Raw genomic sequence first — 15,844 nt, forward strand, 5'->3', positions numbered from 1 at the left:
CTACTATCCGCTCCTTGAATCATACAAACCGTTGAAGTACGTTGAAATACTCTATTTATTACCAAGGCATTATAGCCAAGTTAACAAAATTACCTTAACAACAGACAAATGAAGAAACTCGGAACAAGTTTAATAGTTATAGTTATTCTTTTAATATCAAATTACAGTGAAGCTCAAATTGTTAAGTACACAGATTATGAGGTTGCAAAAAGTGAAGCTTTAAAGCAAAATAAAGATATATTGATTGTTCTTACGGGCTCTGAATGGTGTAAACCTTGTATAAAAATGAAAAAAAATGTCTTTCAAAATACAGAGTTTATAAAACTTGCAGAAGACAGGTTAATAATTCTTGAGATAAATTTAGATAGACACATAAATATGAGTTCAAAAGTCTATAAAGATTATGATTTTTTCAAAAATAAATATCAGACAAATGCATTACCTAGTCTTATTTTAATAGATAAAAATGAGGTTACTAAATCAGTAATTAGTAAAGGATTGACATCTTTTGAAAAAACATATAATAGACTTCGTGAACTAACAACTAAACAGTAAAAATTTAAGTACTATTTCACCGTTCCTCGAAACATACAAACCGTTAAAGTGTGAGGCGAAAACGTCTATGTTGAAATAAAAAACATTCTAAATATTTTTCAAACCAAATGAATTATTAATCAAACATAAACTTATGAAAAAACTAATTTTACTATTTGGAATAGTAATCGGAGTAACTAATAGTTCCTGCTCAAAAGATGATGATAAAACTCCTTGTTCTGAATTAAATATTCAAAGCCAAAGTGACCTGACTTGTGAAGAAATTGCTAAAGAATTTGATTGTAGTTGTGATTAAATAAAAAAAGGAATAAAATTAAAATCAATAGCAATTTCATTATTATTTTTTTTGCGATAAAACCTACTCTTCAAAGAACAAAAATCTACAGAAGATAAAGACGTTAACTGCAAATTTAAACTCGCTCCTCGAAGATTAAAAACTATTAAAGTATGCTGCGCGAACGTCTCCGACTTCGCGCCATTTTTAATTATGTTGTTCTACGCAAATACGGTAAAAGTACCTCCTCCACAAACTGCGATAGTAAAATCACCAACGAATATTTCAGAAAATATTTATATTTTTAGCAGGAAAAAGAATATATTTGAGAAACAAGAAAGTCCAACTAAAGTTGTTTTCCAATCGCTTTATTTGGTAGGAATGCTGAGATTTTATCAGGTATTTACCCAAGTTGGCAGTAATTCTACCACAGCATTAAAAATTTAACAAACAAAAAAATATGAAAAAAACAGCGTTTTTACTTGCCCTTTTAGTAGTGAGTAGTTTTACTTATTCACAAGTCGACAAAGTGGATAATGCAATAAAAGACCTAATGCAAAAAAATAAAATTGTGGGTTTGCAATTAGCCGTAATTAAAGACAATGCAATTGTTAAAACAGGTCATTACGGTTTAGCATCAGTTGAAGATTCGATTGCAGTTGATAGCCAGACTATTTTTAGCATTAATTCCATAACTAAATCATTTACAGCAGTTGCTATTTTGCAATTAGTCGAAAATGGTAAATTAAATCTTGACGAACCTATTTCAAAATATTTGGATAAACTGCCTAAAAGTTGGCAAAATATTACCGTAAAACAAATACTGACTCATAAATCGGGACTTCCTGAAATTTGGGATTCACAAGGAAATATGTTATCTGAAAATAGCGAGACTTTATTCCAAAAAATAAAAGAATTGCCTCTTGTTTTTAAACCTGGTAAAGAATTTAGAGACTGTCAAGCGAATTACCTACTGCTTGGAATGCTTATTGAAAAAATTAGCGGACAGTCATTTGAAAAATTCATTACTGAAAATCAGTACAAAAAAGCAGGAATGAAAAATTCCATCAAAGCTGGTGTAGGCGATTTTTACAGTATAATTAAGCATTCTGCAAAGCCCTATTCGTATTTTAGAAATAATGTGCTAACGAATGTGTATCAACCGATACCTTCAAATCTGTATCCAGCTGGCGGAATCTATTCAACCGCAACAGAAATAGCACAATGGGTAATTGCATTACAAAGCAACCAATTACTTAATGCCGAAAATCTAAATACGCTTTGGTCTCCTATACGATTAGATAACGGAGAAATATATGAAGAAAACGGTTTTCTGAATCAGAGTTCGATTGGTTTTTATTCCTCCTCAAGAGCAAAAAATCCAGTAATTGCCTCACTTGGTGGTAATAGAAATGCTTTATACATTTATCCGAAAGATAGTATTTCAGTAGTGATTTTGACCAATTTAGTAGGTTCTCGTCCTGAAAATTTTATAGAAGAAATTGCGAATTTGTATTTAGCAGAGAAAAAATAACAACACTGCTCTCCAAAGCATACAAACCACCGAAGCGTGCTGCGAACGTCTCCGACTTCGCGCCATTTATAATCAGATTGTCCTTGGAAAACACCAAAAATAACCTCTGCGCTTTTTTGGTGTTTTTTTTAGGTTACAAATCAAGACACTCGAATCAAATCGTAGGTCAAAAAAGAAACAATCAAGAAACCTTCACGGAGTTGTTTTTTCTGTTTTTTTTCTTGTCAAATAATAAATATTTACCCCAAGAATAAAAGCATTGGTAATGATAACGGGCCAAGAAACACCCAACATAAAACCATAAATCACAAACAAAAAACATCCCGCAGAATTGATAATCCTCAAGGTTATGATATTTTTCATCAAAAATGAAACCATCAAAACAAATGACCCCAAATAACCTACCCAATCAGTAAAAGACATATCCATAACGTATCCTTTTTTAAAAACTAAATTTACTCATTATCAAGGTTTTTCAAAAACGATTTGCAACATTTATTAAAAACATAGATTATCCACTGCGCTCCGAAACATCCAAACCCTGAAGTGTTTCAAAAACCTCGCCCCTCTCCTTTTCAAAAATGGAAGAAATAACAACTACAAAAGCAGATATTGTACTAAAAGTTCTATATATTTGAGTAAGCGAAAAGCGATGCATTACATATGAAATCAACGATAGCTGCGTTCAATAGACTAGAAAAAAGTATGAAACATTTATTTACAATCTTCCTAAGTGTAGGAATATCATTTTTATCCTTTGCCCAAGAAAATTCTCCAAAAATCACAGGTAAAGTGAAATTATCCATCACTGAAGGAACTTTTGATTGCGATTTAACCATAAGCAATATTCCCAGAATTCAAGAGTATTGGATTCGACTTAATTCTGGAATGAATTTACTTAACATAAAAAGTAAACAACCAAACGAATTCATACTTGGCTATTCTAAATCCGATAAGGATTCCACTGCAACAGGAGAAAGTTCAGCCTATTATTTCCCAGACAATACTGGAAAAGGGAAGTTTTTGCCCAAAGAATTGCAATTTAGGTATGTGGGTAAATTTCCAATAGCCAATGATACCCTTCAAAACTACACAAAAGAGGACTGGAAAGGAAACATTGCTTTTAATGGTCTTTCAGTGAGAACAGATGGAAGACAAAGTGCTTGGTATCCTTATTTATACGATGCTAAAAAAGATATCACCTATGAAAAAATGACCTATGAAATTGAAATAGAATGTTTGGATTGCTCAACAATTTATATCAATGGAAATCAACCTATTCAATCAACAAAAACAGTTTTAAAAAGCGAACAACCCTATGAATTGGCGCTATTCTGTGGAAAATTTGAAGTGGAAAATGATGGAAATTTGATTTTATTGAATCCTACTTTCTCCAAACAAGACATCAATGATTTTTCTAAAATAATAGCAGAATTTAAATCGTATTATGAGCAAAAACTTAAGATAAAGTTTGCAGAACCACCTGTTTTTGTCAATACTACCCCTACTTCCATTAAAAATGGTTGGCTGTTTGTTTCATACCCAACCATTATGGGAATTGGATGGGGTAATAATGGATTAGGCGCTTTGTTTAATAAAGACCAACAAAGTTGGTTCAAGCAATACATTGCTCACGAACTTGGGCACTATTACTTTGGCACTTACAAAGTCCCCAATTCAGTCCTTGGTGATATGATTTCTGAGGGATTTTCAGAGTATTTATCATTGAAATTAGTCCAAGAACTTCAGGGGAAAGAAATCTACCTCAAAAAAATTGAAGAAAAAATCAAATCTTTGAATGATTTTAATACCCTACCAATTGCAGAAATCAAATCAGAAACAGACATTCCAGACCGAGAAACTTTTGTTTATGACTATGCGCCAATGTTGTTTATTGCCATAGAAAAAGAAATTGGTTCAAAAAAAATGTGGGAATGGATTCGTTCTGTCTTAACTACTACAACAGAGTTTACAAACTACGATTATCTTTTGTCAACATTACGAAACACAGTAAAAAACGAAAAGAAAACACAACAACTAACCGAACTATACCTGAGTAATAAAAAATCCGTAACAACTATTTTGACTAAAGTTAAGGCGAATTAAGTAGCCAGTTCGTGCAATGAAGAGCCATTTTACAAAAACCATTTTCAATGAAAAAAATTAGATTTGCGGTACTATTGACTTTAATCACTATAAATTTTCAGGCTCAAATAATTTCAGGTAAAATTTTGGATGAAAATAACAATCCCATTTCTGAAGCAAGGATTGGAATTGAAAACAAAGCAATTGGCGGTGTAACAGATAGTAATGGAAATTATTCTATTAACGTAACAAACATTGACAAAACCGAAACTTTCAAAGTAATCATAAATGAATATGAACCCTTTAAAATTTCTGTTGGTGACCTGCTCCAATCACAAAACTACACGATTAATCTAAAGAAAAAAATGATTACTCTTGAAACAGTAATCATCAACCCCAAAAAATATGTCAGTAAAAATTTTGGCACTTCTAATACCAAACAAGCCTATTGTGGAGTTGATTCAAATGACCCCTATGATGTTTTTATCGAACATGCCATAAAAATTAAAAACAAAAAGAAATTAAAAATCAAGAACATAAACATTAATCTTGCTGATTTCAAATTCGAAAAAACGGCTACCATTATTTTCGACATACAAAATGAAAAAAATGGTTTTCCAGATGATACCCAATCTTTAGTCACTGAAACTTTAAAATTGACAGTAACCGAAAATGACATAAAAAACAAAAAATTGTCGATAGATGTTTCTAATCAAAACATTTGGACAAATAAAGATTTCTTTGTTTTAGTCAGAATAGCTGATGATTTTAAAGGAAAGCTTTCTTTTGCTGGAAATGTTTTTGCCTTTTCAAAAGATACTTATTACAGAAATTATTTGGGAGAATGGAAAAAATATTCAGGAGGTGAACCCTCAATAAATGTTGATGTAATGATTGAGAAATAAAAACGAAAGATTGGAAAGTTTCATAATAAGAAAGCTTATGCTTAATGAAAAGTTTTTTTGTTTGAGATGTTTAGCGATAACAGAAAAGTAAATCATACTTTAGCTTCAATCCTACTGAAATAAAAATACATTAATTCCAATTTTTAATCACTTTTATGCCTAAAGTTAAAACGTACACATTAATAAATTCTAAATTTCTATTTAGGTCATTACTATTTATACTTTTAAGTGTAGTTAGTGTATTCTGTGTCTTCGCGGGAATAAAATTATTTTCTATTTTTTTTAATCCCGGTTATAAGATTAAATTTTTTCTAGTAGTTTTTTACTTTATTCTTTTCTATTTGCTTTATCGTTGTGCCCAATATGCTTATTTGTATTTGAGCTATTTTTGGCACGATAAATCCACAAGAATCGTTATTGATTATCATAATGAAACAATTACCACAATCAAGAATGGTACTACAAGCATTTTTAATTCGGATAATTTAAAAGGCATAGAATTTCACTTGTCGACTACAAATTATAAAAATTTTTTATATGATTTCGGATACACAAAACTATATTCTCACGACGGGAAAGAAATAATTATTACCAATTTGATAGTAAAATATTCAAGTATTGAAAACATTCTCAATAGTGTGAAAAAAATCAAAAAACTAGATGAAATAATTTTTCTGCCATAATAAAAGCAGTTACCAACTAAGACTTAATTTAAAATTGATTAACTATTTTGACGACTTGATTTTCAAGCTTTCAAATGGTCGAGTGCCATATCCACTGAAGTAAATAACATTAGCTACAAACTTAAAAAATGAGAACACGGATTTTAACAGCATTTTTTCTATTTTGTTTGATTTCCAATCAATCAATTGCTTGCGATTGTAGAGATTCTAAAGATTTAAAAGAAATTCAAAATAGAGAATTTACGAATTCAAAGTATATTTTTATCGGAGAAATTTCAAAAATTGACACTAAAAAGCACACTTTTGAAGTCAAAGTTATCGAATCGTTTAAGGGAGCAAAAAATGGAAAAGTGTATAGAGGAGTATATGACAAATTATGCGGTCCAATCATTGATGAAGTCGGAACATGGCTTATTTATGGAACTTTGTCCTCAGGAAATACCATTAAAGTAAATGTTTGTGGATTAACTAGAAGTTTTAAAAATCCTGAACATATTATTTCTGCAACAAAACCTCCAAAACCATTGCCTTCAAATGCGTCAAAATCTCAAATTGAAAAGGAAAGCATCGCTTGGAAAGAAAGAGCAAAGGCTGATTTAGCAAAGGAAATAGCTGATTTAAGAAAAAGATGCAAGTAAAAGCCAATTACCATCATCAGACACACCGGATTTGAACCATTGCCTTTCCAGAAGTTTTGGATTGGCAAATCCTAAAACAGAGATTATTTTAGTCCCTAACGCACTTTAGCACCAATACATTAACAACAATACCTAAACTATACCTCATGTATAAAGAATATCCGAGCATATTAGACCGAATAAAATCAACAACGATTGATACTATAATTATTATTGGATTTATGTATCTAGCTTCAGAAATACTGAACACATTTGAAAATATACCAAATTATTTCAGAATGATAGTATTCATAGGAATATGGTTGTATGAACCAATTTTAACTTCGTTTGGGGCAACAATTGGAAATGACAAGATGGAAATACGAGTTAGAAGTAACTCTGATCACTCAAAAAGAATTAATTTCTTTCAAGCTGTTATAAGATTTGCTATAAAAATTTTACTTGGTTGGTTATCTTTCATAACCGTATTTTCAAGTAAAAAAAGCAGAACAATTCATGATTATCTTAGTGGAAGTGTTATGATTAAAGCATAATAGCAGAGCTTCTGACAGCTCGTAGTAATGAACATAGTATTTTTTCTTTACAATAAAAGCTATTTTAACAGAAAGCCCAAAGTATGCTTACTTCAACACAGACAGATAGTAGCGAGACGTTAGTGATGATTCCATCATCAAATTGTAATTACAACTTTAAAAAATGAATAACCAAATTATAAAAAAATGTATTGAACAAAACGAATTACAATTGAGTAATTGGGATAAAATCAATCATTATTGGTCCGTTATATTTGCTCTAACTATTCCGATTTTGTTCATCATTAATAAAACTATAGACCTAATTAATAAAACAGAAAGACCAAGTCAAGACGGTGATATTTACGTATTTGCAATTCCAATTTTACTTTCTTTTTTGCTTTATCTATTGCAAAAGAAAAGGTTACGTTTTAAAATAGTCGAAACAAACCTGAGCATTGACGAAATTTATAAAATTGTTGACGATACTGCAAAAGAACTAGGATGGATAATAAATAAAAAAAGCAGTACACACTTGACAGCGAACACAAATCCGAAGTTTACATCAGGAAGTTGGGGTGAGCAGATAACAATAATTTTTACTGAAAACAAAATCCTTGTAAACAGTATTTGCGACTTAAACAAAAAAGATTCATTAGTTTCAATGGGTAGAAATAAAAAAAACGAACAAACCTTCATAAATAACATCGTAAAAGCTAACCACTAACAACTACAACTTATTGACTTTTCGTCTTGCATCCTAGTGTAAACAATAGGCAATCCACAAAATTTTGGAAAAAAAAGTTGTTTTTATAGCTATGATGTTCACTCATAACTGAACAATAAATCATACATTAGCTTCAAAATCAATAAAATAATACAACAACAACTAACATTTTATTTCACGAAACATCAATCAAAATCATCAATCAAAATCAATGAAATCAAAAATCACTACTTTAGTATTAGGTGTACTGACCTACTTGAATGTATCTGGACAAAAATCCGAATTTGTAAAAAGCGACAGTATAATTTATCCTATTCACCAATCAAACATTGGTAAAATTGCTTTTATGGGTCAAGCAATTGCCATTGAAAATTTTAAAGCAACTGATTTTCTAGAATCATTTGAATTAAAAGAGAAAACCGATTTAAACATTAGAGTTTTTTTAGGCCATTCATTGACAAATTATCTTCATTTACTATCTCCTCAATTACCCATTGAAGAATTGACTAAAAATGGAAATTATCAATTTACGTTTATTGTTGACAACAAAAAGATTTATGTTGAAAATCTAAATGCTGGAGCAGGAAATGCCGAAAGCAAAAATCACAAAACAATGTTTAGAGTTCCATTGATAAGCACTACAAACGAAGATTCTTGGGGTAGATTTCTTTGGAATAGATTTTTTGGCAATGGTGGACAAGAAGCACTTTCAGAAGGAGAACATCAACTTAAAATTGAAATCAGACCCTATTTAAAACTGACCGAAGTCGTAACAGGGGACATAATTGCTGAAGGGCAATTAAAAATTATAGTTCCAGAAATAAAAATCGACGAAAAACTAGTTAAAATTCAAATGATTAAGCCAACTAAAGAGTGGCAGCTTGCATCAGAGCAAATTGATGTTGCTAAAATTGAAGAATTAAACCGAAAAATTGCAAAGCAAACTTATAAAAATGTAACAAGTATAGTGGCAATAAAAGACGGAAAAATTTTAATTGAAGAATATTTCAATGGAGCAAATAGAAACACACTTCATGATACACGTTCTGTGGGAAAATCATTTGCATCAACTCTTTTAGGCATTGCAATCAAGGACAAATACATAAAAAGTGAAACGCAAAACTTAAAAGAATTTTACAATCTAAAATCCTATCAAAACTATTCAAAAGCAAAAGACAGTATTACTTTAAAAAGTTTACTTACAATGAGTTCAACTTTTGAAGGTTCCGATATGAATTCTGAATCCCCTGGAAACGAAGAAAATATGTATCCTACTAAAAATTGGGTTGACTTCACTTTAAATCTTCCTATTGACAAGACAAAACAAGTAAATAAGCAGTGGGATTACTTTACGGCAGGTGTTGTGGTTCTTGGCGACATTATCCATAAATCTGTACCAAATGGATTGGAAAAATATGCACAGAAAAATTTATTTGAGCCCCTTGCAATCACAAAATACAAATGGCAATTCACGCCTCAAAAAATAGCAAATACTGCCGGAAGCTTGCAATTAAGTTCATTGGATTATGCTAAATTCGGACAATTATACTTAAACGAAGGGAAATGGAATGGTAAACAAATTGTATCACAGGATTGGGTTGCAAAAAGTCTATCACATCAAATGGTAATATCTGATGACGAGTTTTATGGCTATCTATTTTGGAATAAAACCTATACTGTAAACGGCTTAAATTATGAAGTTTACTATTCTAGTGGAAATGGTGGAAATAGAATTTTCATTTTCAAAGACCAGCCAATAGTAATCGTAATTACAGCCACAGCATACAATACACCATACGGAGAAAAACAAGTTGAAAAGATGATGCAGGAATATTTAATCCCTTTAGTAATGAAAAAAACTGCAGATAAGAGCAATTAAAACATATTTGGGCAATTTCCCTTTCCGGAGGCTTCAGGTATAGCAATTCCAACAAATAGGGATTACTTTAGTCCTAAACCTGCTGATGTATCAAAAGTTAGATACAAGTAAAAACGATACCACTTAAACCATAGTAGATGCAATGAAAAATCGTGAAATTATAAGTTCTAGAATTTTAAACTCGTCAGTAGAAAAGGTCTATCAAGCTTTCGAAAATCCAAATCATTTAAAAAATTGGTGGGGACCAGAAGGCTTTACAAACACAATACATACGTTTGATTTGAGGCCTGGTGGGAATTGGATACTTACTATGCACGGTCCGGAAAAAGGGAACTATGAAAATTCATCTGTCTTTACATCAGTTTTACCAAATCAACTAGTAAGCTGGAAGCGAAAATCACAACCATTATTTGATATGGAAATAGCTTTTGAAAAATCAGAAGAAAATAAAACGCAAATAACATTTAGAATGATTTTCGATACCATCGAAGAATGTGAGAAAATGCGAAAGTTCGTTGAACCTAAAAACGAAGAGAACTTCGACAGATTAGAAAAAGAACTTAAAAGGATGTAAAATACCAGCCATCTTAAGAAATTGGAGGTTTAGGAGTTCATTTAAAATAAGTTTTCTGTTTGAGTTTGGAGCTTGGGAATTGTAAATCAGAAAATAGGAATAACTTTAGTTTAAAATACCCAAATTACAATAACGTCAGTAGTTAGCCAAGTTGAAAACTGAAAAATTCATACTTCTTATAAATCATTAAAATCCTCTAATAAAAAGCAAAACTACTTTATGCATTTATTTTTTTTAAAATAAGAAGTACACTAATATCATATGAGAATGTATTTTATTAATAAAAAAAAACAAGAAGATGAGCGAAAAATATGTTTGGTTTCTAAATGATACCATAAAACAACTAATTGCAATGTCACAAGAAATTTATGATACAGAAGAATTTGATAAAGGTATTTTATTTGGATACTATAAAACTATATCACATCTACTAAGTCAAGCAGAAGCTTTTAATATTATTGGTGAATTAGATATGGAAATTCAAAATTTTATTGTTGAGAAAATACTAACCAAAAAATAGTTGAACCAGTAAGAAGACAATAGATTTTGGTAATTACTATAACTAAAATTAGATTGTATTTGAGTATAAGAATATTTGGTAAATCTGAAGAATCGTGTTAATTTAGTCACAAACCTAACGTACAACCAAAACAAACGTTATCAACTAATTTACAGAAACTTAAAACTTAAAAACAACAATAATTAACACAAAAAGTAAAATAAAATGAAATTTTTTAAAGCATTCCCAATACTCTTAATCACATTAGCACTAAACAGTTGTGGTTCAGTAATGAAAGTTACAGACCGAAACGAAAAAGGTTTTTTTTACGCATCAAAAGAATCTGAAACTATTAAAAGTGTTGATTTTGATTTGGATTCCAATAAAGAATTATTAGTAGTCCCAAATAGTGTATACATGAAAGGTATGGCCGAGAAGTTAAATTATTTTGGCAGGGTAATTACCTTCGATGATTTGGAAAAAGAAATCATAAAAGATAATAAACAAGATGAAGTTGGACCATTAACTGGAAAAATTGGTGTCAATAACGCCTATAGAAAATATAAGAAGTTCTTGTACTTAAGATTTGATGATAATAAAGAGAAAAGCAGTAGAATTCAATTAAAGCTTATCAATCCTGAAAATTTTGATGAAATTTTCGTTGCAGATACCTATTATGATACTGTTTGGGTTGGTGCTTTTGACGGAAATACGTTTAATCCCTTGTTTAATGAATTAATAAAATACATTAAGAAAAATTCAAAAAATTACAAATAGAAAATTTTCTATTTCTCCTTTTAACTACTATTCTAAAGCTTGTTCAATAAAAAAGTGGAATTACAATTTTGAAGTTGTAATTCCACTTTTTATTATCTAGAGATATTCAATTGAAATCAAAAAGACCAAAATTAGGTAGCTATGATTTGAATGGGCAATCTACTTTACTTATACATTAAAACGGAAATGCATTACATCACCATCTTTAACAATGTATTCTTTTCCTTCCACTCTAAACTTTCCTGCTTCTTTGGCTTTAGCTTCTGATCCGTAGTGAACGAAATCTTCATAAGAGATTACCTCTGCACGAATGAATCCTTTTTCAAAATCGGTATGGATAACTCCAGCTGCTTGAGGAGCGGTTGCACCAATGTTTATCGTCCACGCACGAACTTCTTTTACACCAGCTGTAAAATAAGTTTGTTGTTTCAACAGTTTATAAGCTGCACGAATTAACACAGACGCTCCTGGCTCTTCTAATCCCAAATCTTCAAGAAAAACTTGACGCTCTTCATAGCTTTCTAATTCGGTAATATCAGCCTCAGCTCCAACAGAAAGTATGATTACTTCAGCATCTTCGTCTTTAACTAATTCACGAACTTGGTCCACATATTTATTTCCACTTACAGCAGAACTTTCGTCAACATTACATACATACAATACAGGTTTTGTTGTAATCAATTGAAACGATTCCATCAATACTTCTTCATCATTACTTTGTGGCGTTATGGTACGAGCAGATTTTGCTTGCAACAAGGCTTCTCTAATTCGGTCCAACAAGGCTTTTTCAGTTTGTGCCTCTTTATTTCCTGTTTTAGCAGCACGATTTACTTTTTCTAAACGTTTTTCAACCGTTTCTAAATCTTTCAACTGTAACTCAATATCAATAGTTTCTTTGTCACGAATTGGGTTTACATTTCCATCTACGTGTACAATATTATCATTATCAAAACAACGTAAAACGTGAATAATGGCATTACATTCTCTAATATTACCTAAAAATTGATTTCCTAATCCTTCCCCTTTACTAGCACCTTTTACTAAACCAGCAATATCCACGATATCAACCGTAGCCATTTGTACACGCTCAGGTTTAACCAATTCTTCCAATTTATTAATCCTTGGATCGGGAACGTTTACCACACCAATATTAGGTTCGATAGTACAAAAAGGAAAGTTGGCACTTTGCGCTTTTGCATTAGATAAACAATTGAACAATGTTGATTTTCCAACATTTGGTAACCCTACAATTCCTGCTTTCATTCTATTTTATTTTCGGTCGATCAGTGATCAACAGTTCGTATATTTTTTTTGTGACTGCAAATATACATTTTATATGGTTAGCCAAAAACATAGCCACTACTAATTACAAATATCATATATAAAGCTTTTTAGAGGAATACTGCTCTTCAAGGTGCAGCTATACTTTCTATCCGTTGCATTTCCTCTCCAATAATCCAACTTCCTCCTAAGTATTTCTACTTGTTTTTAGTTGAAAAGTCAAAATAAAACAACTTTTTGGCACAACTTTCAGAGATACATAAAATTTCATTTGGTCATTCTAAAAAAGTCATCTCATAGGATGCATTTTATTAATGAAATTCCACAAAAAACAAAAAACGGCAACATTAAGTGTCTCATAAAGAATAACATTCATCAAAATATAACTTTTAGTGATTATTCTGTTATTTTCTTTTACACTTTTATAAATAAAACAAATTGTTTTGTTGCATTTGAAACATTAAAAAAAAGCTTTTTTAGTGTTAAAAAAAAGTTATCAAAAAATAAAAGGACTACAACGTTATAGTGTCGCGAAAACGTCTTCGTATGACAAAATGCATTTTTCAAAGTACAATTATTTTATACTTTAGACCAAAATATATTATCCATAATTTTTTAATTCAAAAAATACATTTATGAAAAATAAACTACTATTATTTTTGGTATTTCATTTTTTATTGGCTTTTACAACCGAAGGAAAGCCAACAAAAAGAAATACCTCTCCAAAATCATCAGTAGTTACAGTTCATAAAAAACCTACACTTTACAAATACGACCCAACCCCCTTTTTTGCCCCCAAAAAAGCGCTTCTTCTACTTCCTCCTACTGTTACTGGAGGGAGTAGTTGCGGGCCAGGAAGTGTAACCTTGACTGCAACAGTGAGCAGTGGCGAGACTGTAGAATGGTTTACTTCTCAAAATGCTACTACTCCTATTGCTACTGGACCTACTTTCACAACTCCCATTTTAACAGCAACTACTACGTATTACGTACAAGCCAAATCAACTACAGACACAAGCACTAGAGTTCCTGTTATTGCAATTATACAAAACCAACCACCTACTGTATCATTGAGTGTTAGCCCTACTAGTCTTTCAACCAATCCGCTCTGCGAGGGAACATCACTTATTTTTACTGCAACCGGAGGCGGAGATGTTTTTGAATTTTCTGTTGATGGCACGGTACGTCAAGCTTTTTCTACAAATAGAACTTTTACCACCAACACTATAACTAATAATCAAACGGTAACCGTCCGCTCAAGATATGCAGTTACCTATGATGGAAGCATCAACGAAAATGCCTGGGGAACCGGAAGTTATGAAGACAACACTCAAAGTGCGGCATTGTCAACCAATGCAATAAATGGTTATATCAACTCATTAAGAATCACACCAACAGAGGACAAACTAGTATTTGGTATCACAGGAAAATTAATAAATTATCGAAGAATTTTAGTTTTCTTGGATACCAAACCCGGAGGATTTAACGTCTCGAATTACGGAGACGAAAACGGTTCACTCCCCTCTGTTAGAGCCTATAATTTTTTCAATAACAATCCAAGCACCTTTGACAGTTATTTTGAAGCAGACTACTGTCTAGCTATTGCAACAGATATTGGAGAAACCAATTATTATGCGGATATCATCGAGTTAAAAAATCCAAACTCCATAAAAACCTATTTAGGAACAGCTGCAACAGGTGTTCCTTCTGCTGTTATGGGAGTTAACAAAAACAATACTGGAATAACAGATTATAGCAATGGTTTTGAAATAGAACTATTAAAATCCCAACTTGGATATACTGGAAATGATATCAAGTTTTTTGCTTTTACAATGCAAGATAATGACGTAAGTAATTACAACGTTACTAACTCATTCTTAAGTCCAGAACTAACTAAAACAATTGATTTTGGACGAAATGCCGTAAACTACAATAATGAAACTCCAAACCCAGTGATAGTAAGCGCTTCGGCAATGACGCCTTGCTACTCCTCTGCTAGCCTAAGTATGCCAATGGCCGCTACTCCAACCGTTGCTACTACAGGACCAAATCAATCATTATGTAGCTTAACTTCAAATCCTTTGGGAGCGAACACACCACTTTCTGGAGTAGGAATTTGGACTTTAAAAACTGGACCAGGAACTGTAACCTTTGAAGATAGTAGTTCTCCAAACTCAACTGCAACTGTAAGTTTACCTGGAACATATGTTTTCACTTGGACTATTTCCAATGGGCAATGTCAATCATCAAGTGCAGATATAACTGCTGTTTTTAATCTTACCAATCCACCTGTAGCAGATGCCAATCAAACGTTTTGTAAAATTGACCAGCCTACAGTAGCTAATTTGATGGTTACTGGTAATGCTGTACAATGGTTTTTAAACAGTACTGGTGGCACAGCACTAAACAGTACTACAGCATTAAGCTCACAGACTTATTATGCTGAACAAACTGACTCAGCTACACTTTGCGTAAGCACAACACGTACTCCAGTAAGTGTTACAGTGCTAGATCCATCAGTACCTATCACAAATGCAACGCAAACATTTTGCAACACTGCTAAAGTATCCGACTTAATAGCCACAGGAACTAATGTAAAATGGTATTTGCAAAGTACAGGTGGCATAGCTCTTGATCCTACTTCAGATCTTACTGATGGCACTTACTATGCATCACAAACTTTGAATAGCGCCATAAGTTGTGAGAGCACCAATAGAGCCAGTACATTAGTAACCATCACAAAAACGCCTGCTCCCAATGGTTCAGGCAATCAAATCGTTTGCAATAGTGGAACAATTGGTGACTTAATAGCCTCTGGAACTTCTATACTTTGGTATGCCAATCCGAGTGGTGGAACTCCTCTTGATCCAACAACTGCACTAGTAAATGGTACTACTTATTATGCGTCTCAAACCCTATCC

General features: G+C 31.8%; 15 protein-coding genes. 13 read left to right on the plus strand and 2 right to left on the minus strand.

The window, feature by feature from the left end; genetic code table 11:
* Positions 1-108 precede the first annotated feature (108 nt).
* The 3 genes from ACSVH9_RS12970 (at position 109) to ACSVH9_RS12980 (ending at position 2,363) form a co-directional block, all read left to right on the plus strand.
* Positions 109-555, plus strand: coding sequence for a thioredoxin family protein (locus ACSVH9_RS12970; RefSeq protein WP_438064083.1), 447 nt, complete (start codon positions 109-111; stop codon positions 553-555).
* A 133-nt stretch (positions 556-688) separates the two neighbouring features.
* Entirely contained in the window at positions 689-850 is a 162-nt protein-coding gene (locus ACSVH9_RS12975) for a hypothetical protein (protein ID WP_155959411.1), read from the plus strand.
* Between the two features lie 439 nt (positions 851-1,289).
* Complete coding sequence (locus ACSVH9_RS12980; RefSeq protein ID WP_438064084.1) at positions 1,290-2,363, plus strand: serine hydrolase domain-containing protein; 1,074 nt, start codon at positions 1,290-1,292, stop codon at positions 2,361-2,363.
* A gap of 192 nt (positions 2,364-2,555) precedes the next feature.
* Here ACSVH9_RS12980 and ACSVH9_RS12985 read toward each other — a convergent pair whose 3' ends face one another.
* Positions 2,556-2,792 carry a uroporphyrinogen decarboxylase gene (locus tag ACSVH9_RS12985; protein ID WP_438064085.1) on the minus strand — a complete coding sequence of 79 codons (237 nt, stop codon included), beginning with the start codon at positions 2,790-2,792 and terminating at the stop codon, positions 2,556-2,558.
* Positions 2,793-3,026: 234 nt separating this feature from the next.
* On the opposite strand from ACSVH9_RS12985, the gene ACSVH9_RS12990 reads away from it, so the two are divergent.
* The 9 genes from ACSVH9_RS12990 to ACSVH9_RS13030 all read left to right on the plus strand — a co-directional run bounded on the left by ACSVH9_RS12990 (position 3,027) and on the right by ACSVH9_RS13030 (position 11,642).
* Positions 3,027-4,469 (plus strand): hypothetical protein, encoded by a 1,443-nt coding sequence (locus ACSVH9_RS12990; protein WP_438064086.1) that lies wholly within the window; start codon positions 3,027-3,029, stop codon positions 4,467-4,469.
* A gap of 47 nt (positions 4,470-4,516) precedes the next feature.
* Positions 4,517-5,353 carry a carboxypeptidase-like regulatory domain-containing protein gene (locus ACSVH9_RS12995; RefSeq protein ID WP_438064087.1) on the plus strand — a complete coding sequence of 279 codons (837 nt, stop codon included), beginning with the start codon at positions 4,517-4,519 and terminating at the stop codon, positions 5,351-5,353.
* Between the two features lie 811 nt (positions 5,354-6,164).
* A complete protein-coding gene (locus ACSVH9_RS13000; RefSeq protein WP_438064088.1) occupies positions 6,165-6,674 on the plus strand; it encodes a hypothetical protein in 510 nt (169 codons plus the stop codon).
* Positions 6,675-6,820: 146 nt separating this feature from the next.
* A complete protein-coding gene (locus ACSVH9_RS13005; protein WP_438064089.1) occupies positions 6,821-7,207 on the plus strand; it encodes an RDD family protein in 387 nt (128 codons plus the stop codon).
* 163 nt (positions 7,208-7,370) lie between these two features.
* On the plus strand, positions 7,371-7,913 hold the full coding sequence (locus ACSVH9_RS13010; protein WP_438064090.1) for a hypothetical protein: 543 nt from the start codon (positions 7,371-7,373) through the stop codon (positions 7,911-7,913).
* A 211-nt stretch (positions 7,914-8,124) separates the two neighbouring features.
* Positions 8,125-9,792 carry a serine hydrolase domain-containing protein gene (locus ACSVH9_RS13015; RefSeq protein WP_438064091.1) on the plus strand — a complete coding sequence of 556 codons (1,668 nt, stop codon included), beginning with the start codon at positions 8,125-8,127 and terminating at the stop codon, positions 9,790-9,792.
* Positions 9,793-9,934: 142 nt separating this feature from the next.
* A complete protein-coding gene (locus ACSVH9_RS13020) occupies positions 9,935-10,366 on the plus strand; it encodes an SRPBCC family protein (RefSeq protein ID WP_438064092.1) in 432 nt (143 codons plus the stop codon).
* A 298-nt stretch (positions 10,367-10,664) separates the two neighbouring features.
* Complete coding sequence (locus ACSVH9_RS13025) at positions 10,665-10,886, plus strand: hypothetical protein (protein WP_438064093.1); 222 nt, start codon at positions 10,665-10,667, stop codon at positions 10,884-10,886.
* A 204-nt stretch (positions 10,887-11,090) separates the two neighbouring features.
* Positions 11,091-11,642, plus strand: coding sequence for a hypothetical protein (locus ACSVH9_RS13030; protein WP_438064094.1), 552 nt, complete (start codon positions 11,091-11,093; stop codon positions 11,640-11,642).
* Between the two features lie 168 nt (positions 11,643-11,810).
* Here ACSVH9_RS13030 and ychF read toward each other — a convergent pair whose 3' ends face one another.
* Entirely contained in the window at positions 11,811-12,905 is a 1,095-nt protein-coding gene (gene ychF / locus ACSVH9_RS13035; protein ID WP_315142404.1) for a redox-regulated ATPase YchF, read from the minus strand.
* Positions 12,906-13,558: 653 nt separating this feature from the next.
* Here ychF and ACSVH9_RS13040 point away from each other — a divergent pair.
* The coding region (locus ACSVH9_RS13040) for an immunoglobulin domain-containing protein (RefSeq protein ID WP_438064095.1) at positions 13,559-15,844 on the plus strand (2,286 nt) is incomplete at its 3' end.

This window comes from Flavobacterium sp. RSSB_23 (assembly GCF_051547145.1).
Classification (GTDB): Bacteria; Bacteroidota; Bacteroidia; order Flavobacteriales; family Flavobacteriaceae; genus Flavobacterium.

Excerpts from the sequence above, each read along its gene's own strand:
- ACSVH9_RS12970 (WP_438064083.1), top strand. The coding sequence starts at position 109 with ATGAAGAAACTCGGAACAAGTTTAATAGTTATAGTTATTCTTTTAATA.
- ACSVH9_RS13025 (WP_438064093.1), top strand. The coding sequence starts at position 10,665 with ATGAGCGAAAAATATGTTTGGTTTCTAAATGATACCATAAAACAACTA.
- ACSVH9_RS12975 (WP_155959411.1), top strand. The coding sequence starts at position 689 with ATGAAAAAACTAATTTTACTATTTGGAATAGTAATCGGAGTAACTAAT.
- ychF (WP_315142404.1), bottom strand. The coding sequence starts at position 12,905 with ATGAAAGCAGGAATTGTAGGGTTACCAAATGTTGGAAAATCAACATTG.
- ACSVH9_RS13005 (WP_438064089.1), top strand. The coding sequence starts at position 6,821 with ATGTATAAAGAATATCCGAGCATATTAGACCGAATAAAATCAACAACG.
- ACSVH9_RS13015 (WP_438064091.1), top strand. The coding sequence starts at position 8,125 with ATGAAATCAAAAATCACTACTTTAGTATTAGGTGTACTGACCTACTTG.
- ACSVH9_RS12980 (WP_438064084.1), top strand. The coding sequence starts at position 1,290 with ATGAAAAAAACAGCGTTTTTACTTGCCCTTTTAGTAGTGAGTAGTTTT.
- ACSVH9_RS12990 (WP_438064086.1), top strand. The coding sequence starts at position 3,027 with ATGAAATCAACGATAGCTGCGTTCAATAGACTAGAAAAAAGTATGAAA.
- ACSVH9_RS12995 (WP_438064087.1), top strand. The coding sequence starts at position 4,517 with ATGAAAAAAATTAGATTTGCGGTACTATTGACTTTAATCACTATAAAT.
- ACSVH9_RS13000 (WP_438064088.1), top strand. The coding sequence starts at position 6,165 with ATGAGAACACGGATTTTAACAGCATTTTTTCTATTTTGTTTGATTTCC.
- ACSVH9_RS13020 (WP_438064092.1), top strand. The coding sequence starts at position 9,935 with ATGAAAAATCGTGAAATTATAAGTTCTAGAATTTTAAACTCGTCAGTA.
- ACSVH9_RS13030 (WP_438064094.1), top strand. The coding sequence starts at position 11,091 with ATGAAATTTTTTAAAGCATTCCCAATACTCTTAATCACATTAGCACTA.
- ACSVH9_RS12985 (WP_438064085.1), bottom strand. The coding sequence starts at position 2,792 with ATGGATATGTCTTTTACTGATTGGGTAGGTTATTTGGGGTCATTTGTT.
- ACSVH9_RS13010 (WP_438064090.1), top strand. The coding sequence starts at position 7,371 with ATGAATAACCAAATTATAAAAAAATGTATTGAACAAAACGAATTACAA.